The 24,391-nt window shown below is 73.0% G+C and carries 24 protein-coding genes; 11 read left to right on the forward strand and 13 right to left on the reverse strand.

All coding sequences use genetic code 11. From position 1 onward, the window contains the following. Positions 1–21: 21 nt before the first annotated feature. Positions 22–681 carry an orotate phosphoribosyltransferase gene (gene pyrE / locus EIM48_RS04205; RefSeq protein ID WP_019398613.1) on the forward strand — a complete coding sequence of 220 codons (660 nt, stop codon included), beginning with the start codon at positions 22–24 and terminating at the stop codon, positions 679–681. Between the two features lie 51 nt (positions 682–732). Then, a complete protein-coding gene (locus EIM48_RS04210; protein WP_037034215.1) occupies positions 733–1,377 on the forward strand; it encodes a hypothetical protein in 645 nt (214 codons plus the stop codon). Positions 1,378–1,417: 40 nt separating this feature from the next. Here the strand turns inward: EIM48_RS04210 and EIM48_RS15515 are convergent, their stop codons facing one another. From EIM48_RS15515 to coaBC, 3 genes are read right to left on the reverse strand one after another with little or no spacing between them, the layout of a single operon-like run. Further along, positions 1,418–3,757 carry a phosphomannomutase/phosphoglucomutase gene (locus EIM48_RS15515; RefSeq protein ID WP_125111131.1) on the reverse strand — a complete coding sequence of 780 codons (2,340 nt, stop codon included), beginning with the start codon at positions 3,755–3,757 and terminating at the stop codon, positions 1,418–1,420. A gap of 14 nt (positions 3,758–3,771) precedes the next feature. Then, positions 3,772–4,233 (reverse strand): dUTP diphosphatase, encoded by a 462-nt coding sequence (dut, locus tag EIM48_RS04220; RefSeq protein ID WP_125111132.1) that lies wholly within the window; start codon positions 4,231–4,233, stop codon positions 3,772–3,774. After that, the gene (gene coaBC / locus EIM48_RS04225; RefSeq protein ID WP_051403594.1) at positions 4,230–5,474 is read right to left on the reverse strand and encodes a bifunctional phosphopantothenoylcysteine decarboxylase/phosphopantothenate--cysteine ligase CoaBC; all 1,245 of its coding nucleotides are present in this window, start codon (positions 5,472–5,474) and stop codon (positions 4,230–4,232) included. Before coaBC ends, dut begins: the two co-directional genes overlap by 4 nt. A 95-nt stretch (positions 5,475–5,569) precedes the next feature. Here coaBC and radC point away from each other — a divergent pair, with 95 nt between their 5' ends. The 4 genes from radC to EIM48_RS04245 all read left to right on the forward strand — a co-directional run bounded on the left by radC (position 5,570) and on the right by EIM48_RS04245 (position 9,785). Next, positions 5,570–6,244: a DNA repair protein RadC gene (gene radC, locus EIM48_RS04230; RefSeq protein ID WP_125076345.1), complete on the forward strand. Its 675-nt coding sequence runs from the start codon at positions 5,570–5,572 to the stop codon at positions 6,242–6,244. Positions 6,245–6,320: 76 nt separating this feature from the next. Then, on the forward strand, positions 6,321–8,009 hold the full coding sequence (gene argS, locus EIM48_RS04235) for an arginine--tRNA ligase (protein ID WP_028914380.1): 1,689 nt from the start codon (positions 6,321–6,323) through the stop codon (positions 8,007–8,009). A gap of 28 nt (positions 8,010–8,037) precedes the next feature. Then, complete coding sequence (locus EIM48_RS04240; protein ID WP_026010292.1) at positions 8,038–8,811, forward strand: SPOR domain-containing protein; 774 nt, start codon at positions 8,038–8,040, stop codon at positions 8,809–8,811. 224 nt (positions 8,812–9,035) lie between these two features. Further along, entirely contained in the window at positions 9,036–9,785 is a 750-nt protein-coding gene (locus EIM48_RS04245; protein WP_028914378.1) for an SDR family NAD(P)-dependent oxidoreductase, read from the forward strand. Positions 9,786–9,822: 37 nt separating this feature from the next. Here EIM48_RS04245 and speA read toward each other — a convergent pair whose 3' ends face one another. Then, positions 9,823–11,712 (reverse strand): arginine decarboxylase, encoded by a 1,890-nt coding sequence (gene speA, locus EIM48_RS04250; protein ID WP_125109130.1) that lies wholly within the window; start codon positions 11,710–11,712, stop codon positions 9,823–9,825. A 153-nt stretch (positions 11,713–11,865) separates the two neighbouring features. Here speA and speE point away from each other — a divergent pair, with 153 nt between their 5' ends. Together speE and EIM48_RS04260 are read left to right on the forward strand one after the other, a co-directional pair. Continuing rightward, positions 11,866–12,717, forward strand: coding sequence for a polyamine aminopropyltransferase (gene speE / locus EIM48_RS04255; protein ID WP_019397621.1), 852 nt, complete (start codon positions 11,866–11,868; stop codon positions 12,715–12,717). Positions 12,718–12,947: 230 nt separating this feature from the next. Beyond that, the gene (locus tag EIM48_RS04260) at positions 12,948–13,616 is read left to right on the forward strand and encodes a phosphotransferase (protein WP_125111133.1); all 669 of its coding nucleotides are present in this window, start codon (positions 12,948–12,950) and stop codon (positions 13,614–13,616) included. 26 nt (positions 13,617–13,642) lie between these two features. Here the strand turns inward: EIM48_RS04260 and EIM48_RS04265 are convergent, their stop codons facing one another. After that, entirely contained in the window at positions 13,643–13,981 is a 339-nt protein-coding gene (locus EIM48_RS04265) for a P-II family nitrogen regulator (RefSeq protein ID WP_019397619.1), read from the reverse strand. 191 nt (positions 13,982–14,172) lie between these two features. Here EIM48_RS04265 and EIM48_RS04270 point away from each other — a divergent pair, with 191 nt between their 5' ends. Together EIM48_RS04270 and EIM48_RS04275 are read left to right on the forward strand one after the other, a co-directional pair. Continuing rightward, positions 14,173–14,448 (forward strand): accessory factor UbiK family protein, encoded by a 276-nt coding sequence (locus EIM48_RS04270; RefSeq protein ID WP_019397618.1) that lies wholly within the window; start codon positions 14,173–14,175, stop codon positions 14,446–14,448. A gap of 6 nt (positions 14,449–14,454) precedes the next feature. Then, the gene (locus EIM48_RS04275) at positions 14,455–15,975 is read left to right on the forward strand and encodes a YifB family Mg chelatase-like AAA ATPase (RefSeq protein ID WP_028914376.1); all 1,521 of its coding nucleotides are present in this window, start codon (positions 14,455–14,457) and stop codon (positions 15,973–15,975) included. A 217-nt stretch (positions 15,976–16,192) separates the two neighbouring features. Here the strand turns inward: EIM48_RS04275 and aceA are convergent, their stop codons facing one another. Further along, positions 16,193–17,485 (reverse strand): isocitrate lyase, encoded by a 1,293-nt coding sequence (aceA, locus tag EIM48_RS04280; RefSeq protein WP_028914375.1) that lies wholly within the window; start codon positions 17,483–17,485, stop codon positions 16,193–16,195. Positions 17,486–17,620: 135 nt separating this feature from the next. After that, positions 17,621–19,306 carry a malate synthase A gene (gene aceB / locus EIM48_RS04285; RefSeq protein ID WP_233581624.1) on the reverse strand — a complete coding sequence of 562 codons (1,686 nt, stop codon included), beginning with the start codon at positions 19,304–19,306 and terminating at the stop codon, positions 17,621–17,623. Positions 19,307–19,420: 114 nt separating this feature from the next. Here aceB and EIM48_RS04290 point away from each other — a divergent pair, with 114 nt between their 5' ends. Next, entirely contained in the window at positions 19,421–20,383 is a 963-nt protein-coding gene (locus EIM48_RS04290) for a LysR family transcriptional regulator (RefSeq protein WP_026010694.1), read from the forward strand. Between the two features lie 45 nt (positions 20,384–20,428). Here the strand turns inward: EIM48_RS04290 and EIM48_RS04295 are convergent, their stop codons facing one another. From EIM48_RS04295 to EIM48_RS04320, 6 genes are all read right to left on the reverse strand, one after another. Further along, positions 20,429–20,662, reverse strand: a complete 234-nt coding sequence (locus tag EIM48_RS04295) for a hypothetical protein (RefSeq protein ID WP_125111134.1) — start codon at positions 20,660–20,662, stop codon at positions 20,429–20,431. A 21-nt stretch (positions 20,663–20,683) separates the two neighbouring features. Continuing rightward, positions 20,684–20,947 carry a hypothetical protein gene (locus EIM48_RS04300; RefSeq protein ID WP_019399431.1) on the reverse strand — a complete coding sequence of 88 codons (264 nt, stop codon included), beginning with the start codon at positions 20,945–20,947 and terminating at the stop codon, positions 20,684–20,686. 113 nt (positions 20,948–21,060) lie between these two features. Further along, the gene (locus EIM48_RS04305; RefSeq protein ID WP_125111135.1) at positions 21,061–22,497 is read right to left on the reverse strand and encodes a deoxyribodipyrimidine photo-lyase; all 1,437 of its coding nucleotides are present in this window, start codon (positions 22,495–22,497) and stop codon (positions 21,061–21,063) included. Between the two features lie 9 nt (positions 22,498–22,506). Beyond that, positions 22,507–23,118 carry a lysophospholipid acyltransferase family protein gene (locus EIM48_RS04310; RefSeq protein WP_125111136.1) on the reverse strand — a complete coding sequence of 204 codons (612 nt, stop codon included), beginning with the start codon at positions 23,116–23,118 and terminating at the stop codon, positions 22,507–22,509. 2 nt (positions 23,119–23,120) lie between these two features. Further along, positions 23,121–23,552, reverse strand: coding sequence for an alternative ribosome rescue aminoacyl-tRNA hydrolase ArfB (arfB, locus tag EIM48_RS04315; protein ID WP_019399428.1), 432 nt, complete (start codon positions 23,550–23,552; stop codon positions 23,121–23,123). 36 nt (positions 23,553–23,588) lie between these two features. Further along, positions 23,589–24,317 (reverse strand): pseudouridine synthase, encoded by a 729-nt coding sequence (locus tag EIM48_RS04320; RefSeq protein WP_051403592.1) that lies wholly within the window; start codon positions 24,315–24,317, stop codon positions 23,589–23,591. Positions 24,318–24,391: the final 74 nt, after the last annotated feature.

Genomic DNA, 24,391 nt, shown 5'->3' on the forward strand with positions numbered 1-24,391 from the left:
CGTCCCACCGCCGCCATCCCCATGTCCGACCACCGCACCCGCTTCCTGCAGCTGGCCTTGGACGCCGACGCCCTGCGCTTCGGCGAGTTCACCCTCAAGTCCGGCCGTGTCTCGCCCTATTTCTTCAATGCCGGCCGCTTCGACAGCGGCGCGCGCCTGGCCGGCCTGGCCGCCTGCTACGCCGACGCGGTGGACGCGGCCAGGCTGCAGTTCGACGTGGTGTTCGGCCCGGCCTACAAGGGCATTCCGCTGGCCACCGCGCTGGCCTGCGAGTACGCCGGCCGCGGCCGCGACCTGCCGCTGGCGTTCAACCGCAAGGAAGCCAAGGACCACGGCGAGGGCGGCACCCTGGTCGGCGCGCCGCTGGCCGGGCGCCGGGTGCTGGTGGTGGACGACGTGATCACCGCCGGCACCGCGATCCGCGAGGCACTGGGGATCATCGCCGCCGCCGGCGGCACCGTGGCCGGGATCGTGGTCGCGCTGGACCGCCAGGAGATCGCCTCCGAGCAGGACCGCCGCTCCGCCGCGCAGGCGGTGGCGGCGGAGGCCGGGGTGCCGGTGGTGGCGGTGGCCGGGCTGGCCGACCTGCTTGCATTCGCCGCCGGAAACGACACACTGGCGGCGTACCACGCACCGTTGCTGGCCTACCGCGCCCGCTACGGCTGCGACCACACGGGCTGACTGACAGCGCAGGGGGCTGCCGTGACGCCGCAACACATCCGTCCGCTGGCGATGCTGGCGGCACTGGTCCTGCTGCCGGCGCCGGCGATGGCGCAGCAGAAGGCCGCCAACAAGAAGCTCTATTGCTGGGACCAGGACGGGCAGCGCGTGTGCGCCGACACCCTGCCGGCGGAAGCGGCCGGGATGGCGCGCGACGAGATCAGCGCCAGCAGCGGCATGCGCACCGGCCAGGTGCAGCGCGCGCTGACCCCGGAGGAACGCGCCGCGCTGGCCGAGGAGGAGCAGCGCCGGCAGCTGGATGCGATGGCCGAGGAGACCCGGCGCCGCACCGAGCAGGCGATGCTCATCACCTTCCAGGACGAGAACGAACTGCGCCGGGTGTTCAGCGAGCGCGTCACCCTGGTGGAGAACAGCATCGAGACCGCGCGCTACAACGTGGCCAGCCTGCGCGAGGGCCTGGTCACCCTGCTGCGCACCGCCGCCGAGCGCGAACTGGCCGGCAAGCCGGTGGCCGAGAAGCTGGCCGCCGACATCCGCCAGCGCCATGCGCAGCTGCTGTACCACCAGCTGCTGCAGCGCAATTTCGAGCGCCAGCGCGCGGCGCTGGACGGCGAGATCGAGGCCACCCTGGAGCGCTACCGGGCGCTGAAGTCCGGCACCACCGCCGCTGCACCGGCCACCGCCGCGGCGCAGTAAGGCCGCCGGCCGCGCCCGCGGCGCGGCGGCCCCGCTCCGCTCAGAACGGCAGGGTGCGCCCGGGCAGCAGCGGCTGCAGCTGCTCGCGGAACAGGGTGCGGATCCGCGCCAGCGCCGGCTCGTCGTCGGCCTCGAAGCGCAGCACCAGCACCGGGGTGGTGTTGGAGGCGCGCAGCAGGCCCCAGCCATCGTTCCAGTCCGCGCGCAGGCCGTCGATGGTGGTCAGGCGCGCGCCGGCGAACGCCGAATCCTCGGCCTGGGCCGCGGCGGTGAACCGCTCCACCAGCGCGTGCGGGTCCTCGCCGTCCTCCAGCGCGACCTTGATCTCCGGGGTGGACACGCTGTCCGGCAGCGCGTCCAGCACCTCCGAGGGCGCCTCGAAGCGGCCGGCCAGGATCTCCAGCAGGCGCGCGGCCGCGTACAGGCCGTCGTCGAAGCCGTACCAGCGCTCCTTGAAGAAGAAGTGGCCGCTCATCTCGCCGGCCAGCTCGGCCTCGGTCTCGCGCATCTTGGCCTTGATCAGCGAGTGCCCGGTCTTCCACATCTGCGGGCTGCCGCCGTGGCGCAGGATGTAGTCCTGCAGGCGGCCGGTGCACTTGACGTCGTAGATCACCATCGCGCCCGGGTTGCGCTGCAGGACGTCGGCCGCGTACAGCATCAGCAGGCGGTCGGCGTAGACGATGCGGCCCTCGCGGGTGACCACGCCCAGGCGGTCGCCGTCGCCGTCGAAGGCCACGCCCAGGTCGGCGTCGAACTGGCGGACGGTCTGCACCAGGTCCTCGAGGTTGCGCGGCTCGCTCGGGTCCGGGTGGTGGTTGGGGAAGGTGCCGTCGACGTCGCAGTACAGCGGCACCACCTCGGCGCCGATCGCCTCCAGCAGGCGCGGCGCGATCTCGCCGGCCACGCCGTTGCCGGCGTCGGCCACCACCTTGAGGGGGCGCTCCAGCTGCACGTCGTCGGCGATCCGGCGGACGTAGTCCTCGGCCACGTCCTGGGTGGCGTAGCTGCCCGGGGCGTCGCTGCGCAGGCGGCCGTCGCGGATGCGTGCGTACAGGTCGACGATCGCCTCCCCGGACAGGGTCTGGCCGCCGACCACGATCTTGAAGCCGTTGTAGTCCGGCGGGTTGTGGCTGCCGGTCACCGCCACGCCGCTGCCGGCGCGCAGGTGGTAGGCGGCGAAGTACACCACCGGGGTCGGCACCATGCCGATGTCGATGACATTGCGGCCTGCCTTGCGCAGGCCCTCGACCAGGCCCTCGACCAGCTCCGGCCCGGACAGGCGGCCGTCGCGCCCGACCACGATGTCGGTGAGGCCTTCCTCGGCCATCACCGTGCCGATCGCCTGGCCGATGCGCGCGGCCACCTTCGCGTCCAGCTGGCTGCCGACCACGCCGCGGATGTCGTAGGCGCGGAAGATCGCCGGGTCCACCGCGACGTCGTCTTCCGGCGCCGGCGCCGGTGCGGCCGGGGCCGCGGCCGGGGTGGAAGCGGCCGGTGCCGGGCGCGGCTCCTGCTTCAGGGTCTGGCCCAGGGTCGGGGCCTCGTCCACCGGCGCCGGGGCGGCGCTGCGGCGCCGCCGCAGCTTGCCGCCGGCGGCCAGCAGCGCCACCAGCACGCCCAGCGCCAGCACCGCCGCCGCTGCCAGGCACGGCAGCGCGCCCAGCCCGAACGGGCCGGCGCCCGGATCCGGCGCCGCCGCGGCGGCGCGCAGGCCCTCCTGGCCGACCGGGCGCGACAGCACGTCGGCGCTGCCGCCGAGGCCGGCGTCGCCGCGCTCGAGCACGTTGTAGTTGCCCTGGCGCAGGGCCAGGTAGGCGCCGTCGGGCACCGCCGCGGCCTCGGTCGCGGCGGTCAGCACGCCCAGCGGCAGGCGCACGTAGGCGACCGCGGCGTCCTGGCCCAGGCGGACCGGCGCCGCCACGCCCAGGGCGATGCGGTCGGCGTCACGCACCACCGTGGCGACCGCCTCGTCCTGCGCCAGCGCGCGCTGCAGCAGGGCCAGGCGGGCGTAGCCGAAGGTCGCCGCGTCGGCATGCGCCGCGGCCAGGTCGGCTCGCAGCACCTGCGCCTGCTCGGCCTTGTCCCAGCCGTCCACCAGGGCGGCGGCGGCCGCTTCGGCATCGCCGGCCTCCAGGGCGGCGGCGACCGCGGCGCTTTCCAGGCGGCCGGCCAGGGCGCGGGTCTGCGCCCGCACCGCCGCGGCGGTGGCCTCGACCACCTGGTCGCGCGCCGCCTCCAGCTGCGCCAGGCGCTGGTCGGCCTGCCATTGCCGCACCCCGCTCCAGGCGAACCAGCCGGCCAGCAGCGCCAGCAATGCCGCCAGCAGCAGCGCCCCCCGCCGGACCTGCGACAGCCCCGGACCCGCGTCCTTCTGCTTCATCCCCGCCCCCTGTTTCACCGTACGCCCGTGTGGCCGAAACCGCCCTCTCCCCGGGCGCTGGCCGCGAACGTGTCCACTACCTTCAGTTCCGCTCGCACGATTGGTGCCAACACCAGCTGGGCGATGCGGTCGCCCGGCTCGATGGTGAAGGCTTCCCGGCCCCGGTTCCAGGTGCTGATCAGCAGCGGCCCCTGGTAGTCGGCGTCGATCAGGCCGGTGCCGTTGCCCAGCACGATGCCGTGGCGGTGGCCCAGGCCCGAGCGCGGCAGCACCAGCGCGCACAGGTTCGGGTCGCCGATGTGGATCGCCAGGCCGCTGGGGACCAGCGCGGCGTCGCCGGGCCGCAGCACCAGCGGAGCCTCGATCGCCGCGCGCAGGTCCATGCCGGCGCTGGACTCGGTGGCGTAGGCCGGCAGCGGCCAGCTGTCGCCGAAGCGCGGGTCCAGCAGCTTCACCTCCAGCACCCGGGAGCTCATGCCTGCAGCCTCTCGGCCACCAGCGCCACCAGGGCGTCGGCCAGCTGCACCTTGGGCGCGGAGGCGAAGTCGCGCTCGCCACCCGGCCAGAACGCGGTCATCGCGTTGGTGTCGCTCTCGAACCCGGCGCCGGGCACGCCCACGCGGTTGGCGATGATCAGGTCCAGGCGCTTGGACGTCAGTTTCTGCCGCGCATAGTCGGCCACGTTGTCGGTTTCGGCAGCGAAACCCACCACCAGCTTGAGCCCGGCGTCCTCGCGCGCGGCCACCTCGGCCAGGATGTCCGGGGTGCGCACCAGGTCCAGGGCCAGCACCTGGCCGGTGCCGGTCTTCTTGATCTTGCTCGGCGAGAACGCGCGCGGGGTGTAGTCGGCCACCGCGGCGGCGCCGATGTAGATGTCCGCCGGCAACGCGGCGAACACCGCCTGGCGCATCTGCTCGGCCGAGCGCACGTCCACCCGCTGCACCCCCGGCGGGGTCGGCAGCTGCACCGGACCGGCGACCAGCACCACCTCCGCGCCGGCGCGGGCGGCGCTGGCGGCCACGGCGAAGCCCATCTTGCCGCTGCTGCGGTTGCCCAGGTAGCGCACCGGATCCAGGTCCTCGTAGGTCGGGCCGGCGGTGACCACCACCTTCAGGCCCTGCAGCAGGCCCGGCGTGGCGGCCGCGGCCGGGGCCGCGGCGGCGCCGCCGGCCAGGGCGGCGACGATCGCCTCCGGCTCGGCCAGGCGGCCGGGGCCGGATTCGCCCTCGGCCAGCGGGCCGTCGTCCGGGCCGATCACCTGCACCCCGCGCGAGCGCAGCAGCTCGACGTTGGCCACGGTGGCCGGGTGCTTCCACATGCGGTGGTTCATCGCCGGGGCCACCGCCAGCGGGGCCTCGGTGGCCAGGCACAGGGTGGTGACCAGGTCGTCGGCCAGGCCGTGGGCCAGGCGCGCCAGCAGGTCGGCGGTGGCCGGGGCCACGACCACACGGTCGGCCCAGCGTGCCAGCTCCAGGTGGCCCATGGCCTGTTCGGCGGCGGTATCCCACAGGGTGGTGCGCGCCGGATGCCCGGACAGGGCCTGGAAGCTCAGCGGGGTGACGAACTGCTGGGCGCCGGCGGTCATCGCCACCTGCACCTGGGCGCCGGCGTCGCGCAGGCGGCGCACCAGTTCCAGCGCCTTGTAGGCGGCGATCCCGCCACCGACGCACAACAGGATCCGCTGTCCCGCCAGGGCGGCGGTGGCCGTTGCAATCACTTGGAAATTCCTACCCGGGAAAGGGCTACAAGCTTACTCCAGGCGGCGCTTCCGCCTGATTCCCGCGAGCCTGCGCGGACGGCACCCTTGGGCATATGCGGATCCGCGACTGGCCAGCCGGTGAACGTCCACGGGAGAAGCTGCTGGCGCACGGCGCGGCGGCGCTCTCCGACGCCGAACTGCTGGCCCTGTTCCTCGGCTCCGGCCTGCGCGGCCGCGACGCGGTGCAGACCGCGCGCGAGCTGCTGGCCGCGCACGGCCCGTTGCGCGCCCTGCTGGACCGGCCGCCGCGGGCGCTGGCGCGCCTGCCAGGGGTGGGTCCGGCCCGCGCCTGCGCCCTGGCCGCGGCCCTGGAACTGGGCAACCGCCACCTGGCCGCCGCCCTGGAGCGCGGCGAGGCCCTGACCGACCCGGCCAGCGCCGGCCGCTACTTCGCCCGCCGCCTGCGGCCGCGCCCGCACGAGGTCTTCGCCGCCCTGTTCCTGGACAACCGCCACCGGGCGCTGGCGTTCGAGGAGCTGTTCACCGGCACCATCGACGGCGCCGAGGTGCACCCGCGCGAGGTTGTGCGCCGGGCCCTGGCGCACAACGCCGCGGCGGTGATCGTCGGCCACAACCATCCCTCCGGCTGCCCCGATCCCTCGGCCGCCGACCGCGCCATCACCGCCCGGCTGCGCCAGGCCCTGTCCCTGGTGGAGGTGCGGCTGCTGGACCACTTCGTGGTCGGCGACGGCGAGCCGGTGTCGATGGCCGCGCGCGGCCTGCTCTAGGCCCCGCCGGCGCGGGCATCGGCCCGGGCCCGCGGACCGGGTAAAATAGGCGGCCAAACCGCAGAACCGGTCCCCCGTGAAGATCCTCCTGAAGGCCCTGGTCAGCCAGGGTATCGAAGCCCTGCGCGTCGCCGGCAAGCTGCCCGCCGACGCCCCCACGCCCGACTTCGTGATCGAGCGCCCCAAGACCCGCGAGCATGGCGACTTCGCCACCAACGCGGCGATGCTGCTGGCCAAGGCCGCGCGCACCAACCCGCGCGCGCTGGCCCAGGCGCTGGTCGAGGCCTTCCCCGCCAGCGACGACATCGCCCGGGTGGAGATCGCCGGGCCGGGCTTCATCAACTTCCACCTGGCCCCGGGCGCGTGGCAGCGCGAGGTCGCCGGCGTGCTGCGCCACGGCGCCGAGTACGGCCGCAACACCTCCGGCCAGGGCCGCACCGCCGGCGTGGAATACGTCTCGGCCAACCCGACCGGCCCGCTGCACGTGGGCCACGGCCGCGCCGCGGCGATCGGCGACTGCATCGCCCGCGTGCTCGACGCCAACGGCTGGAAGGTCAAGCGCGAGTTCTACTACAACGACGCCGGCGTGCAGATCGAGAACCTGGCGCGCTCGGTGCAGGCGCGCCTGCGCGGGCTCAAGCCGGGCGACGCGCAGTGGCCGGCGGAGGCCTACAACGGCGACTACATCCAGGACGTGGCCGACGCCTACCGCCGCGGCGAAACCGTGCAGATCGAGGGCCACGCGGTCACCGGCAGCGGCGACGCCGAGGACATCGAGGCCATCCGCCGCTTCGCCGTGGCCTACCTGCGCAACGAGCAGAACCAGGACCTGGCCGCGTTCGGGGTGGAGTTCGACATCTACTTCCTGGAAAGCTCGCTGTACCGCGACGGCAAGGTCGAGGAGACCGTGCGCGAGCTCACCGCCAAGGGCCACACCTACGAGGAAGGCGGCGCCCTGTGGCTGCGCACCACCACCTTCGGCGACGACAAGGACCGGGTGATGCGCAAGTCCGACGGCACCTACACCTACTTCGTGCCGGACGTGGCCTACCACCTGAGCAAGTGGCAGCGCGGCTACGAGCGCGCGATCACCGAGCTGGGCGCCGACCACCACGGTTCGCTGGCGCGCGTGCGCGCCGGCCTGCAGGCGCTGGACGTGGGCATCCCGCAGGGCTGGCCGGAGTACGTGCTGCACCAGATGGTCACGGTGATGCGCGGCGGCGAGGAAGTGAAGCTGTCCAAGCGCGCCGGCTCCTACCTGACCCTGCGCGACCTGATCGACGAGGTCGGCCGCGACGCCACCCGCTGGTTCCTGGTCGCGCGCAAGCCCGACTCGCAGCTGGTGTTCGACATCGACCTGGCGCGCCAGCAGAGCAACGACAACCCGGTGTTCTACGTGCAGTACGCCCACGCCCGCGTGGCCGCGCTGTTCCGCCAGGCCGGGGAGAAGGGCTACGCCTTCGACCAGGACAACGGCCTGGCCAACCTCGCCCGCCTGGACGACGACGGCTCGCTGACGCTGGTCGTGGAACTGTCGCGCTACCCGGAGGTGGTGGAGGCGGCCGGCCAGTCGCTGGAACCGCACCTGGTGGCGCAGTACCTGCGCGACCTGGCCTATGCTTTCCACACCTGGTATGCGAACACGCCGGTGCTGGTGGACGAGGCCCCGCTGCGCGACGCGCGCCTGGCGCTGGCCCGCGCCGTGCAGCAGGTACTGGCCAACGGCCTGGGCCTGCTCGGCGTGGGCGCGCCGGAGCGCATGTAAGGCACCAGGCTACGGAGACCGGAAGACGATGGCGGCAAGACGCGGCAAGAGCCAGGCACGACGCAACGGCAGCAGTGGCCGGCCGGCGTGGGTGTGGCTGGTGGCCGGCCTGGCGCTCGGCGCCCTGGTGGTGCTGGGCGCGCCAGGCCTGCTGAAGCAGGACGGCGACGGCTTCGTCCGCTTCGGCCCGCGCGCCGATCCCGACGCGCAGCCGCCGCCGGTGGCCGACCCGGAGGCCATCGCCGAGACCGCGCCGGCCGAGCCGGCGCGCCCCGCCGCGCCGCCACCGCCGCAGTACGACTTCTACACCGTGCTGCCGGGCAACGAGGTGCGCATGTCCGACGCCGAGCTGGCCGCCAGCGCGCGCGAGGAACAGGCCCGCCGCGAACGCGAGGAGGCGCGCCGCGCCCGCGATGCGCTGGAAGGCCGCGCCCCGGACCCGGTGCCGTTGCGCGAGCCGGACCCGGCCATGGCCGGCGCCTCCACCGCCATGCCGGCCGCCGGCAGCGATGCCGGTGCGCCCACGCCCGCCCCGCCGGCGCCGGCCCAGGCCGCTACCGGCACGGGCGAGGCACGCTACATCCTGCAGGCCGGCGCCTTCGGCGCGCCCGGCGATGCGGAGGAAGTGAAGGCCAAGATCGCCATGCTCGGGCTCAGCGCCCGGGTGGAATCCGGCGAGGCCGGCGGGCGCACCGTGTACCGCGTGCGCATGGGGCCGTATGGCAGCGCCAGCGAGCTGGCCGCGGCCAAGCAGGCGCTGGCCGAAGGCGGCCTGCCGGCGGTGGCGATCAGGGCGCAGTGATTCCGCCCCGGGCGGAATCACCCCAAGGTTTGCCCGGCACAATCCCGGGCCCCGTGCCCGCTGCATCCATACCCCCTGCGCCCGCCGGCGCGCACCCCCTGGCCCAGGGGGTGCTGCCCATGCCCACAGCGCCCAGGGAGGCCGAAGCCCGGCCTCGCATGCGGTGGGCCACCGTCGCGTGATGGTGCGAGAATCGGCGGGTTTCTCCCGCGAGGAAATCCACGATGTCCAAGACCGTGTTCATCACCGGCGCCACCTCCGGCTTCGGCCTGGCGGCGGCGCGCCGTTTCGTCTCCGCCGGCTGGAAGGTCGTGGCCACCGGCCGCCGCGCAGACCGCCTGCAGTCCCTGGTCGCCGAGCTCGGCGCGGACAACGTGCACCCGGCGGTCTTCGACGTGCGCGACGCGGCCGCCATGGATGCCGCCCTGGCCGCGCTGCCGGAGGCCTTCGCCGGGATCGACGTGCTGGTCAACAACGCCGGGCTGGCGCTGGGCACCGCGCCGGCGACCCACGCCTCGCTGGACGACTGGAAGGTGATGATCGACACCAACATCACCGCCCTGGTCACGCTCACCCACCGCCTGCTGCCGAAGCTGGTCGAGCGCCGCGGCGCGGTCATCAACATCAGCTCGGTCGCCGGCGTGTACCCGTACCCGGGCGGCAACGTCTACGGCGGCACCAAGGCCTTCGTCAGCCAGTTCTCGCTGAACCTGCGCAGCGACCTGCACGGCACCGGCGTGCGCGTGACCACGATCGAGCCGGGCATGGCCGAGACCGAGTTCACCCTGGTCCGCACCCACGGCAACCAGGCCGCCTCCGACGCGCTGTACAAGGACGCGCACCCGATGAGCGCCGAGGACATCGCCGAGCAGATCTACTACGTGGCGACCCTGCCGCCGCACCTCAACATCAACCGGCTGGAGATCATGCCGGTGACGCAGAGCTTCGCCGGCTTCCAGGTGCACCGCGGCTGACGGCCGGCGGCGGCCGCGCCGCCGCGCGCCGGCACCGTCACTCGAACGGCGAGTCGGTCAGGTAGGTGTAGCCGGTCAGCCCCGCCTCCAGCGCCGCGGCCATGGCCAGCGCCTCTTCCTGCGGCAGCCCGGCGTCGTGCACCCGCTGCGCGTAAGCCGCGCGCAGGTCGTCCAGGCGGTAGCCCACGTAGTCCAGCATCACGTCGGTGGTGTCGCCGCGGCGCTGTTGCGCCAGCTCGTAGCCGCCGCCCTCGGCCAGTCGCACCTCGACCGCGTCGGTATCGCCGAACAGGTTGTGGATGTCGCCGAGGATCTCCTGGTAGGCACCGACCAGGAAGAAGCCGAGGCGGTAGCGCTCGCCGCGGCGCACCGGGTGCAGCGGCAGCGAGGTGTCCAGGCCGCCGTTCTCGACGTAGGTCTTGACCGTGCCGTCGGAGTCACAGGTCATGTCGGCGACCACGCCGCGGCGGGTCGGCGCCTCGTCCAGGCGCTCGATCGGCACGATCGGGAATACCTGGTCGATCGCCCACACGTCCGGGATCGACTCGAACACGCTGAAGTTGACGAAGTACTTGTCGACCAGGCGGTCGTTGAGCTCGTCCAGCACCGGGCGGTGGCTGCGCTCGTTGCCGTCCAGGCGCGCGCGCACGCCGTTGAGCACGGCGTAGAACAGGTCGTCCACGCGCGCGCGCTGCGGCAGGTCGATCTGGCCCAGGGCGTAGGCAGCCAGGCCTTCGGCATGGAAGTGCTGGGCCTCGTGGAACAGCTCCAGCGGCGGGCGGCGGTCGAGGTCGGCATGCAGCTCGCGCAGGTGGCGGATCGCCGCCGGCTCGTCGTCGTGCGGGTCCGGCACGCGCCCTTCCGGCGCCTGCTCGACCTCGATGGTGTCGGCCACCAGCACCGCGTGGTGCGCGGTCATGGCGCGGCCGCACTCGGTGACGATCCGCGGCGGGGCCAGGCCCTGCGCCGCGCAGGCCTCGGCCAGCGGCTGCACGATGTTGGCCGCGTACTGGTGCAGGCCGTAGTTGATCGAGCACTCGCTGCGCGAGCGGGTGCCTTCGTAGTCGATGCCCAGGCCGCCGCCCACGTCCATGTAGCGGATGCCGGCGCCCAGCCGCGACAGCTCGCTGAAGTAGCGCACCGCCTCGCGCATGCCGTTGGCGATGTCGCGCACATTGGAGATCTGCGAGCCCATGTGGAAGTGCAGCAGCTGCAGGCAATCGGTCATGCCGCTGTCGCGCAGGTTCTTCCACAGGTCCAGCAGCTGGCGCGGGGACAGGCCGAACTTGGCCTTGTCGCCGCCGCTGTTCTGCCACTTGCCGGCGCCCAGCGAGGCCAGGCGCATGCGCACGCCCAGGCCCGGCTGCACGCCCAGCGCGCGCGCCTCCTCCATCACCAGCCGCAGCTCGGAGGGCTTCTCGATGACGATGAAGGTCTCCAGGCCCAGCTTGCGCCCGATCAGGGCCAGGCGGATGTACTCGCGGTCCTTGTAGCCGTTGCACACCACCAGCCCGCCGGGCCGCGACAGCGCCAGCACCGCCATCAGCTCCGGCTTGCTGCCGGCCTCCAGGCCGAAGCCCTCGCCGTGGTGCGAGGCCAGGGTGCCGGCCACGCCGCGGTGCTGGTTGACCTTGATCGGGTACACCGCGGTGTAGCCGCCGGCGTAGCCGGCGTCGTCCATCGCCAGGGCGAAGGCCGACTGCAGCTGCGCCAGGCGGTCGCCGAGGATGTCCGGGAAGCGCAGCAGCAGCGGCAGCTGCATGCCGCGCGCGCGCGCCGCCTCCACCAGCTCCGGCAGCGGCAGCGCCGGGCCGCCCTCGCCGCGCGGCCGCACCTGGATCGCGCCGTCGGCCACGTCGAAATAGCCCCCGGACCAGTGCGGGATGGACCAGGTGGCGCGGGCGCGGTCGGCGGACCAGTCGCTCATCGGGCAGGACTCGGATGGTGAAAAGGACGCGCATTCTAGCGCCGACGTGCGCCGCGCTCCGTTACAATGCGCGCCCTTCGCCGCCGCCCCCCGGCGGCGCCCCGCCCTCCCGGCCGCCGCCGCGGCACCCCCTGCTCCCCACGAGGACTGCCCATGAGCACCCAGGACAACTGGTACATCGAGCGTTTCGAGCCGACCGGATCGGCCATCGGCTACCGGGTCGAGGCCAAGCTGGACGAGGTGCAGTCCCGCTTCCAGAAGATCGAGGTCTACCGCACGACCGACTGGGGCAACCTGATGCTGATCGACGGCGCGGTGATGCTCACCAGCCGCGACAACTTCCTGTACCACGAGATGATCACGCACCCGGCGCTGTTCACCCACGCCGCGCCGAAGCGCGTGGTGATCATCGGCGGCGGCGACTGCGGCACCCTGCGCGAGGTGCTCAAGCACCCGGGCGTGGAGAGCGCGACCCAGTGCGACATCGACGAGCAGGTCACGCGCATGGCCGAGAAGCACTTCCCGGAGCTATGCGAATCCAACGCCGACCCGCGCGCCGAGCTGCTGTTCGACGACGGCGTGGCCTACATGGCCAACTGCCCGGCCGGCAGCGTGGACGTGGTGATCGTCGACTCCACCGACCCGGTCGGCCCGGCCGAGGGCCTGTTCAACAAGGACTTCTACGCCAGCTGCTTCCGCGCCCTGAAGGAGGACGGCATCCTGGTGCAGCAGTCCGAATCGCCGCTGGCGCAGCTGGAGCTGATCAAGGCGATGCGCGCGGAGATGGGCAAGGCCGGCTTCTCGACCTTCAAGACCCTGCCGTTCCCGCAGCCGTGCTACCCGACCGGCTGGTGGAGCGTGACCCTGGCGCGCAAGGGCCAGGGCTTCGGCTTCCGCGAGGCCGACGCCGAAGCCAAGGGCTTCGGCACCCGCTACTACACCGCGCACCTGCACCGCGGCGTGCTGGTGGCCCCGCCGTTCGTGGCCCAGGCCCTGGGCGAGTAAGCCGGACCCGGCCCGGCGGCCATGTCCCCGCCGGCGCCGCCACGCGCTGACCCGTTCAGCTGGCGGCAGGGAAACCTGAACTTTTTAAGGCTCCGTTCTGCGAACGGAACATAGCCTTTTCTTAACATTCATAGTTACCAGACGCGCCGGTTTTATATTTGCGCCTGGTGTTACCCCCCACCCGCGGCTCCCCCTTCCCCTTCCCGCGGGCACGAAGAAGAAGAAGATCCATGAACACCTTTGCCGATGCCGCAGGCATCGCCGGGCGGCAGTTCGAGGCGCCCGTGCTGCTCAAGGAAGGCACCCGCCTGCTGGAGCCAGACGTCTACCGCACCCTGGTCAAGGGCCGCGTGGCCGTGGTCAAGGATTACAGCCGCTACCGCCGCACCCCGCTGGCGCCGCTGGCGCGGCTGCTGGTGCGGCGCGAGGCGCGCGCGCTGGGCCGCCTGCGCGGCTGGGCGCACGCGCCGATGCTGCTGGGCATCGTCGGCGGGTTGGCGCTGGCGATGGAGTTCGTGCCGGGCGAACCGCTGGGCGCGCAGCGCCGGGTCAGCGAGGACACCTTCCGCCAGCTGCGCGACGCGGTGGCGCACCTGCACGCCAACGGCATCACCCACAACGACCTGCACCCGGCCAACGTGATGGTCAGCGGCGACCGCGTGGTCCTGCTGGACTTCGCCTCGGCCCTGCGCGTGCCGCGCTGGATGCGCAACGCCCCGGTGGTGCGCGAGCTGCGCCGCAGCGACCTGGCCAACGCGCTGAAGATCGAGCAGCGCTTGACCGGCCGCGCGCCGGGCGAGTTCGTGTCGCAGGTGCTGGCCGACCCGCGCTGGGTCACCGCCGTGCGCGATGGCTGGAAGCGCTTCTACCGCGGGTTCAAGGCCACCTTCGGCGGCTGAGTCGCCGACCGGATCGCCGGCGCGCCTCAGAGCGCGTCGGCGTCCAGCTCGCCGGTGCGGATGCGCACCACCCGGCCCAGGTCGTACACGAACACCTTGCCGTCGCCGATCTTGCCGGTGGCCGCGGCCTTGACGATCGCCTCCACCACCGCGTCGACGCGGTCGTCGGTCACCGCCACCTCGACCTTCACCTTGGGCAGGAAGTCGACCACGTACTCGGCGCCGCGGTAGAGCTCGGTGTGGCCCTTCTGCCGGCCAAAGCCCTTGACCTCGGTGACGGTGATGCCCGCGATGCCCTGGCTGGCGAGTGCCTCGCGCACGTCGTCCAGCTTGAACGGCTTGATCACGGCCATGATCATCTTCATGCGTTGGTCTCCGGGTCGCCACATGGGATAACGGGGCGCACAGGATACCGCGCCGCGCTGCTTGCCCAGCAGCACCCGCCTCCTGTCCAATGCGCCAGGCTCGGAGTTTTCCCACGCCGCGCCGCGAACCCCGCCGACTGCCGTGCCCCCCGTCGCCGGCGCACACTGCCCATCCCGCCGGAGGAGCACCCATGATCGACCTGAACCACATCGACGACCTTGCCCGCCGCCTGAGCGAGCTGGTCCCGCCGGGCCTGCGCGAATCGCGCGAGGAGCTGCAGGCCAGCTTCCGCGCCGCGCTGCAGGCCGGGCTGTCGCGCCTGGACCTGGTGACCCGCGAGGAGTTCGACGTCCAGCGCGCGGTGCTGCTGCGCACCCGCGAGAAGCTGCACGAGCTGGAGCGGGCGGTGGAGCAGCTGGAAGCCCGGCTGGCCGCCGGCGACGGCGGAAGCGGCACCGCCCACTGATCCACCATGGGCCTGGCCCTGGTGCACAGCCGCGCCCGTGCGGGCGTGGCGGCTCCGGCCGTGCAGGTCGAGGTACACCTCTCCGGCGGCCTGCCCTCCACCCAGATCGTGGGCCTGCCGGCGGCGGCGGTGCGCGAATCCCGCGACCGGGTGCGCGCGGCCATCCTCTGCGCGCAGTTCGAGTACCCGCAGCGGCGCATCACCATCAACCTGGCCCCCGCCGACCTGCCCAAGGACGGCGGCCGCTTCGACCTGCCGATCGCGCTGGGCATCCTCGCCGCCAGCGGCCAGATCGACCGCGACGCGCTGGCTGGCTGCGAGTTCCTCGGCGAGCTGGGCCTGACCGGCGAGCTGCGCGCGGTGGACGGCGTGCTGCCGGCGGTGCTGGCCGCCGCGCGCGACGGCCGCCGCCTGGTGGTGCCGGCCGCCAGCGCGGCCGAAGCGGCGCTGGCACGCCAGGCCGAGGCCTATGTCGCGCGCACCCTGCTGGAAACCTGCGCCGGGCTGGGCGGCCAGGCGCGGCTGCCGCGCGCGACCGAGGCCGGCGCCGCGGCCACGCCCGTTGCGGCAGCTCCCGCCCTGCCCGACCTGGCCGCGGTGCGCGGCCAACTGCAGGCGCGGCGGGCGCTGGAGATCGCCGCCGCCGGCGGCCACCACCTGCTGATGAGCGGCCCGCCTGGCTGCGGCAAGACCCTGCTGGCCTCCTGCCTGCCCGGACTGCTGCCGGAAGCCAGCGAGGCCGAGGCCCTGGAAACCGCCGCGGTGCATTCGATCAGCGGCCATGGCCTGGACCCGGCGCGCTGGCGCCAGCGCCCGCTGCGCGCCCCGCACCACGGCGCCAGCGCGGTTGCCCTGGCCGGCGGCGGCAGTCCGCCGCGCCCGGGCGAGATCTCGCTGGCGCACAACGGCGTGCTGTTCCTGGACGAGCTGCCGGAATGGAGCCGCGCCGCGCTGGAGGTGCTGCGCGAGCCGCTGGAATCCGGCCGCATCACCGTCTCCCGCGCCGGCCGCAGCGCCGAGTTCCCCGCACGCTTCCAGCTGGTGGCGGCGATGAATCCCTGTCCCTGCGGCTATGCCGGCGACCCGTCGGCGCGCTGCCGCTGCACCCCGGACATGGTCGCGCGCTACTGGGGCCGGCTGTCCGGTCCGCTGCTGGACCGCATCGACCTGCACCTGGCCATGGCCCGGCTGCCGCCGGCGCAGCTGCGCGCCGATGCGCCGCCGGGCGAATCCAGCGCCGCGGTGCGGGCGCGGGTGGAAGCGGCGCGCGAACGCCAGCAGGCCCGCGGCACCGGGCCCAACGCGCGCCTGGATCCGGCCGGGCTGGCCGCGTGCTGCCGCCTCGGTGCAGGCGAGCAGGCCCTGCTCGAACAGGCCGCCGAGCGCCTGCAGCTGACCGCGCGCAGCCTGCACCGGGTGCTGCGGGTGGCGCGCACCATCGCCGACCTCGACGCCAGCGAGGGCATCGGCCGCGACCACCTGGCCGAGGCCCTCGGCTTCCGCGCACCGCTGCTGCTGCGCGACTGAGGCCCGATCCGCAGCATTCCTCCAGGCACGCAGTGGCGCTGCGCCGGAGCCGGGGCGTCCGCATCGACCTGCCTGGTGAATTCGCCTCCCGCGGGAAGGGGAGCTTGCGCGGTACGCACGCATCGGGGGGAACAAAAGAAACCCCCGGCTGCACGACCCACCAAACCCGTGCAGCCGGGGGCGGTGCCGGAGCGCCGCCACTCCGGCATCCTGGACGTCAGGCCGCGTTGCGGTCCTGGAACTGCTCTTCCTCGGTCGAACCCTTCAGGGCGGTGGTCGAGGACTGGCCCTGCTGGATCGCCTGGGTGACCGCGTCGAAGTAGCCGGTGCCGACCTCGCGCTGGTGCTTGACCGCGGTGAAGCCCTTGTCCGCGGCGGCGAACTCGGCTTCCTGCAGCTCGACGAAGGCGCTCATCTGGTTGCGGGCGTAGCCGTAGGCCAGGTTGAACATCGAGTAGTTCAGGGCGTGGAAGCCGGCCAGGGTGATGAACTGGAACTTGTAGCCGTAGCTGGCGATTTCCTTCTGGAACTTCGCGATCGTGGCGTCGTCCAGGTTCTTCTTCCAGTTGAAGCTCGGCGAGCAGTTGTAGGCCAGCAGCTTGCCCGGGAACCTGGCGTGGATGGCCTCGGCGAACTTGCGCGCGAACTCCAGGTCCGGCTTGCCGGTCTCGCACCAGATCAGGTCGGCGTACGGGGCGTAGGCCAGGCCGCGGGCGATGGCCTGGTCCAGGCCGTTGCGGGTGCGGAAGAAGCCCTCGACGGTGCGCTCGCCGGTGCAGAACGGCCTGTCGTTCTCGTCGATGTCCGAGGTCAGCAGGTCGGCGGCCTCGGCGTCGGTGCGCGCGATCAGGATGGTCGGCACGCCCATCACGTCGGCGGCCAGGCGCGCGGCGTTGAGCTTCTCCACCGCCTCGCGGGTCGGCACCAGCACCTTGCCGCCCATGTGCCCGCACTTCTTCACCGAGGCCAGCTGGTCCTCGAAGTGCACGCCGGCGGCGCCGGCCTCGATCATCGCCTTCATCAGCTCGAAGGCGTTGAGCACGCCGCCGAAGCCGGCCTCGGCGTCGGCCACGATCGGCTGCAGGAAGTCGATGCTGTCGTTGCCCTCGGCGTGGTGCAACTGGTCGGCGCGCAGCAGGGTGTTGTTGATGCGCTTGACCACCGCCGGCACCGAGTCGGCCGGGTACAGCGACTGGTCGGGATACATCTGCCCGGCGAGGTTGGCGTCCGCCGCCACCTGCCAGCCGCTCAGGTAGATCGCCTTGAGCCCCGCCTTGACCTGCTGCATGGCCTGGTTGCCGGTCAGCGCGCCCAGCGCGTTGACGAAGTCCATCTCGTGCAGGTAGCGCCACAGCTTCTCGGAAGTGATGCGGGCGATGGAGTGCTCCACCGGGATGGTGCCGCGCAGGCGCACCACGTCCTCGGCGGTGTAGTTGCGGGTGATGCCGGCCCAGCGCGGGTCGGTGTTCCATTCGTGCTGGATCTGCTCGGCGGTCTTCAGCGTGCTCATGGTGCTTCTCCGTGGCGGTGGGCTTCTTGCGCTCGAGGGGTCCTGCCGTCGTTCCGGCGGGCCGGACGCGGTGGCCTCGATGGGTCCGTGGTGGAAGGTCCCGGGTCCCGGCCTGGGCCGGGACGCGGGCGTGGGTCAGTCGATGCGGGCGTAGGCCGGCAGGGTCAGGAACTCGACCAGCTGGCAGGCGCGGGTCAGCTCGTCGAGCAGGGCGGTGGCCTCGGCGATGCGGCGGCCACCCGGCAGGTTGGCGGTGTCCCCCAGGCGCCCGGGCAGCGCGGCCAGGGTGCGTTCGAACAGGGCGAAGTCGATGACGGTGCCGTCGGCCAGGTGCACCGGGCTGCCGTCGGCGTGGCGGCCGCGCGGGTCGGAGTGGTGCAGCCACTGCCACAGCTGGGCGCGGGCGATCTCGGCGGTGGCCGCGTCCTCCATCATCCCGTGGATCGGCACGCAGCCGTTGCCGTCCAGCCAGGCGGCCAGGTAGCGCACGCAGACCTCGATGTTGTTCTCGAAGCCCTCGCGGGTGATCGTGCCCTCGCACGGGCGGATCAGGTCGTCGCGGGTGACCTGCACGTCCTCGCGCAGCACGTGGTGCTGGTTGGGCGTGGGCATGTGCGCGTCGAACACCTCGCGCGCCACCGGGATCAGCGCCGGATGCGCCACCCAGGTGCCGTCGTGGCCGGCGGTGACCTCGCGCAGCTTGTCCGCGCGCACCCGCGCCAGGGCCTGCTCGTTGGCCACCGGGTCGGAGGCGTTGGGGATCTGCGCGGCCATGCCGCCCATGGCGTGCGCGCCGCGGCGGTGGCAGGTGCGGATCAGCAGCTCCGAATACGCCTTCAGGAACGGCTGGGTCATGGTCACCTGGCCGCGCTCGGGCAGGACCTTGTCCGGGTGGGCGCGGAACGTCTTCAGGTAGGAGAAGATGTAGTCCCAGCGCCCGCAGTTCAGGCCGACGATGCGGTCGCGCAGCGCGTGCAGGATCTCGTCCATCTCGAACACCGCCGGCAGGGTCTCGATCAGGACGGTGGCCTTCATCTGCCCGTGCGGCAGGCCCAGGAAGGCCTCCACGTGCGACAGCGCGGCTTCCCACAGCGCCGCCTCCTCCATCGACTGCAGCTTGGGCAGGTAGAAGTACGGGCCGCGGTCGTTGGCCATCAGCGTGCGCGCGTTGTGGAAGGCGAACACGGCCATGTCGAACAGGCCGCCGGCGATCGGCTCGCCGTCCACGCGCACGTGCTTCTCGTCCAGGTGCCAGCCGCGCGGGCGCACGATCAGCACCGCGCGCTCCTCGTACGGGCGCAGGCGGTACTGCTTGCCGTTGCCGGCCTGGAAGCTCAGCGAGCCATCCACCGCCGCGGCCAGGGCGCGCTGGCCAGCCAGCAGGTTGCGCCAGGTCGGCGAGGTGGAGTCCTCGAAGTCGGCCATGTAGCAGTGGGCGCCGGAGTTCAGCGCGTTGATCACCATCTTCGGGTCCACCGGGCCGGTGATCTCCACGCGGCGGTCCTGCAGCGCGGCCGGGATCGGCGCGACCTTCCAGTCGCCCTCGCGGATGTGGCGGGTGTCGGCGCGGAAATCGGGCAGGCCGCCGGCGTCGAAGAACGCCTGGCGCTCGCGGCGGGCGGCCAGCAGGGCGCGGCGTTCCGGCTCGATCGTGCGGTGCAGCGACACCAGCAGCCCCAGCAGCGGCGCCGGCAGCAGCTGTTCCTGCCCGGCGACCCGCTCGGTCAGCGAAAGCCCGGCCGCACCCTTGGGAACGGCGGCCGGCCCCGGGCGCCGGCCCGGATTCGAAGCGGGAATGGCGGATTCAGCGGTCGCGGACATGACGGTGCTCCTGCATCGGTCGGGCGTCCACGCTGCTTGCTTGGCCAGGTATTTGACAAAGCAGTTTTGTCAATGTAGTTCATTAGCCAGGCTTATAGCCACCGTGAGGCTGCCGTGAGTGCCGCTGCAAGTCCTCGTTTTTCCTACAAATCCGACCGTCTCAAGCCGCTGCGCGCGTTCTGCCAGACGGTGCGGCTGGGCTCGGTATCGAGGGCGGCGGAGGCGCTTTTCGTGTCCCAGCCGGCCATCACCCTGCAGCTGCAGGCGCTGGAGCGCGACCTGGGGATGCCGCTGCTGGAGCGTTCCGGGCGCCGCCTGGTGCCCACCCGCGAGGGCGAGCTGCTGTACGAGATGGCCCAGCCCCTGGTCGAGCAGCTGGACGGCCTGGAGAACGCCTTCCGCGAGCGGGTGCGCGGGTTGGATGCCGGCGAGCTGCGGATCGCGGCCAACAGCTCGACCATCCTCTACCTGCTGCCGAAGATCGTCGCCGCCTTCCGCCAGCAGCACCCGGACGTGCACCTGGTGCTGCACAACGTGGTCACCAGCGAGGGCACCGAGCTGCTGCGCGAGGACGCGGTGGACCTGGTGGTCGGCACTTTGCTCGACGTGCCGGCCGACCTCAGCTACGAGGCCGCGCACCGCTTCGAGCAGCGGCTGATCGCGCCGCCCGGGCACCCGCTGCTGCGCAAGCCGCGGCTGGAACTGGCCGACCTGGCCGAATACCCGCTGATCCTGCCGCCGCAGCGCCAGGTCACCTGGCGCCTGGTCGACCTGGTGCTGCAGCAGAACCGGGTGCCGTACACGGTGGCGCTTGAGGTCAGCGGCTGGGACGTGATCAAGCAGTACGTGGCCATGGGCCTGGGCGTGTCGATCATCCCCTCGGTATGCCTGGCCGAGGGCGACGAGGCCCGCCTGGGCTCGCGCTCGCTGGCGGCGTTCTTCCCGGCACGCAGCTATGGGGTGGTGGTGCGCAAGGGCCGGGTGCTGTCGCCGCAGGCGCGTGCGTTCGTGGCCCTGATCCGCCCGGACCTGCTTGCGCCGCGCGAGTACGACCAGAGCGGACATTCCGAACGCTGAGCATCCGCCTACGGGCCGGCAGCCTGGCCAGGAGGAGGGGATGGATCAGGCCGGGTGCGTATGCCGCCAGATGGCCACGGCCGCGGCCATGCACAGGAACCAGAACGCCAGGCCCACCACCGCGCACCACGCACTTTCCGGGTGGGTGCGCACGCCGAGGCCGCGCAGCAGCGCATAGCCCATGCCCTTCACCAGGATTTCCAGCACCACGTCGACCAGGACGTAGCCGACGACGCGGACGGTCCAGCCCAGCAGGCCCCCGATGGCTTCCTCCGGCATCGTCGCCCCTCCGGACTTGGCTCAGCGGACCTGGGCGGCTTCCACCTGCCGGTCGCGCATCGCCAGGTCCTTGCCGATGCCGTAGCCGGCAACGAACAGCAGGAAGGCCGCCGTGCAGGCCAGCCCGGCGCCGCCGAGGAGGCGGTTGTGCCGCGCCAGGACCAACCCATAGGTCGCCCATGCCCCGGCAAGCAGCAGCGGGGACCAGGCCAGGCCGGCGACCACGAACGCGCATGCGGCGAACGTCTCGGCGGCGGTGATGCGGATGCGGCGGATCGAGTGCATGGATGGCTTCCTGTCCGTTGCATGTGGGTTGTCGCGCCATGGCCGGTCCCGGCCATGTTCCCCCCCCCCCCCCGGCGCGATGCCGATCCTATCGCGCCGGCAAGCGCCGCACATCAGCCTTCCCGGCCGGCCCGCAACGCCGCGAACGCCTCCAGCGCCGCCGCCCTGCCCGCGGCCAGGTCCACCTGTGGCCGCCGCGGATAGCGAGGCGCGACCCTGCGCAGCAGCTCCGGGTGCTGCCACGGTGCGAACCGCGCCGGCAGCGGCAGCGGCGCCAGCTCCGGCACCCAGCGCGCGATGTACTCGCCCTGCGGATCGAACTTCTGCGCCTGGCTGACCGGGTTGAACACACGGAAGTACGGCGCTGCGTCGGCGTCGGCGCCGGTGCCGGCCACCCACTGCCAGCCCTGGGTGTTGTTGGCCAGGTCGGCGTCGACCAGGGTGTCCCAGAACCAGCGCGCGCCGTGCCGCCAGTGGATGCGCAGGTGCTTGGCCAGCCAGCTGGCCACGACCATGCGCACCCGGTTGTGCATCCAGCCGGTGTGCCACAGCTGGCGCATGCCGGCATCGACGATGGGCACGCCGGTGCGGCCGCGCTCCCAGGCATCGAGGGTGGCGCGCAACGGCCGCGCCCAGCGGAACCCGGCCATGCGCGGGTCGAGGTCCTGGTCGACCACGTGCGGGTAGTGGTGCATGACGTGGTGGGCGAACTCGCGCCAGCCCAGCTCGGCCAGGAAGCGTTCGCGGTCGGCCTCGGCCACCTCCGCCGCCTGCACCGCGGCGGCCACGCGCTGGACCGAGATCTCGCCGAAGTGCAGGTGCGCCGACAGGCGCGAAGTGCCGTCGGCCGCGACCTGGTCGCGGGCCTGCGCGTAACCGGCCAGGCCCGCGGCCAGGAACCGCTGCAGCCGCGCCTGCGCCCCGGCCTCGCCGGGGGTGGCCTGCTCCCAGAAACCGGCGTCCCAGTCCGGGCGGGTCTCGGGGATGATCGCGTCCAGGTGCCGGCCTTCCGGCGCGCCGGCCAGGTCCGGCGAGGGCAAGCGCTCCGGCGCCTGCCACAACGGGCGCAGGCGCCAGTGCGCACGCGCCGCTTTCCAGAACGGGGTGAACACCCGGTACGGGTCGCCCTGCCTGGTCTCGATCTCCCACGGTTCGAACAGCAGCGAGCCGTTGAAGCTTTCCGCATGCAGCCCGGCCTGGCGCAGCTGCCGCTTGATCCGGGTGTCGCGGGCCTCGATCCGCGGCTCGTAGCGGCGGCACCACAGCACCGCCTCGGCCCCGGTCAGCGCCGCCAGCGCCTGCAGCGTGCCCAGGCTGGGCCCGTGCAGCATCAGCAGGCGCGAGCCGCGGCGCCGCAGTTCGGCCGCCAGCGCCGCCAGCGAGCGCCGGCGCCAGGCGTTGGAAGCGGCGCCCGGCGCCCAGTCGCCCTCCTCGTCCGGGGCGTGGATGTACACCGGCACCGGCACCAGGCCGCGCTCCAGCGCGGCGCGCAGGGCGGGGTGGTCGTCCAGCCTGAGATCGTCACGGAACCAGACCAGCGCCACGCCCATGGGCGACCCTCAGGCAGTGCCGCGGTTGCGGCCCATCCACGGCCGGTACCACTGGCGCACCGCGGCCATGTCGGCCTCCATGTCGCCGGTGGTGTGGAACAGCGGGCCGAAGCCGATGATCCGCTCCGGGTAGTGGAAGTAGGTCATCAGCACCGGCACGCCGGCACCGTGGGCGATCTTCCAGAAGCCGCGCTTCCACTCCTTGACCGGCTTGCGCGTGCCTTCCGGGGCGACCACGAACCACATCCGCTCGCTGGCGCGCACCAGGTCGATGGCCTGGTCGACGATGCCATGCGGGTTGCTGCGGTCCACCGGGATCACGCCCAGCCGGCGCAGCACGATCGACAGCGGCCACCAGAACAGCTGGGCCTTCGCCAGCACCCGGATGTCCACGCCCAGGGCCAGCTTGGCGGCCATGCCCCAGATCCCGTCCCAGTTGGACGAGTGCGGCGCGGCGATCACCACCAGCCGGCCGACCGGCGGGATCTGCCCGACCACGCGCCAGCCGCCCAGGCGCAGCACGCTGCGGCCCAGCCAGCAGGTGAAGCGGCCCATGCCGCGCTCGGGGGTCTGCGGAACCCGCGCCGGCATCGCCGGCAGCAGGGGTGAAGCCTCGGACATTCTCACTCCCAGTCGCGGCGCGAGCGCCCGCGCTTGATCTGGCTGCGCTCGCGCTTGCCCTCCAGGCGCCGCTGCTGCGAGGCGCGGGTGGGGCGGGTCGCGATGCGCCGCTTTGGCACCGCCAGGCCGGCGGCAATGAACGCCGCCAGGCGCTCGCGCGCATCCTGGCGGTTGCGCTCCTGGGTGCGGAAGCGCTGCGCGTCGATCACCAGCACGCCGTCGTCGGTCAGCCGCCGGTCGCGCCGCGCCAGCAGGCGCGCACGCAGCGCCTCGGGCAGCGACGGCGAGCCGGCGACGTCGAACCGCAGCTCGACGGCGCTGGAAACCTTGTTGACGTTCTGCCCGCCGGCGCCACTGGCGCGCACGAAGCGCTCGACGATCTCCGACTCCGGGATCGCCAGGCCGGGGCTGATGCTGAGCGCGTCGACGGGCATGGCCGGATTGTAAGCGGGCGGCGCGCCGCGGCGTGCTCAGCCGGCCGCCCCGGTGTGTTCCGGCAGGCTCCAGCCGAACAGCGCCATCGCCCTGATGAACTCGCCCGAGGGCGGCGCCACCACCTCCACCCGGGCGCCGCCGCGCGGGTGCGGGAAGCCCAGCTTCCACGCATGCAGCAGCATGCGGTGCACCCCGCGCATGCGGAAGATGCGGTTGTGGCGGCCGTCGCCGTGGCTGGTGTCGCCGATGAGGTGGTGCGAGGCGTGCTTGAGGTGGCGCCGGATCTGGCGGAAGCGGCCGGTCACCGGCGCGCATTCCAGCAGGGCGTAGCGCGAGGTCGGGAAGCCGGCCGAGGGCTCGTCCAGCTCGCCGCAGGCCAGCCGCCGGAAGCGGGTCAGCGCCGGTTTCTTCTGCGGCTTGCCGGGCCCGCCGTCCAGCGGATGGTCGATCTCGAACGCCTCCTCCGGCCAGCCGCGGCACACCGCCAGGTAGCGCTTGTCCAGCTGCTGGGCCATCACCGACCGGCCCAGGGCCGAGGCGGTGTCGCGGTCGAAGGCCAGCAGCAGGCAGCCGCTGGTGGCGCGGTCCAGGCGGTGGACCAGGTACACGGGCCGGCCGAACTGGGCGCGCAGGCGGTCGGCGGCGAAGTCGGTCTCGTCCGCCGCCAGCGGGCTGTCGTGCACCATCAGCCCGGCGGGCTTGTCCACCACCGCCAGGCAGTCGTCGGCGTGGAGGACGGCGAGGGATCCGGGAATGTCGTTCACCCGCGCATTATCCGCGGGCGCGGCGGCGATTACGAAGGCGGGCGCGGCAAGGGCGCGCCGGGCCCGGGCGGCCC

Source organism: Pseudoxanthomonas sp. SGNA-20, from assembly GCF_003931635.1.
GTDB lineage: Bacteria > Pseudomonadota > Gammaproteobacteria > Xanthomonadales > Xanthomonadaceae > Pseudoxanthomonas.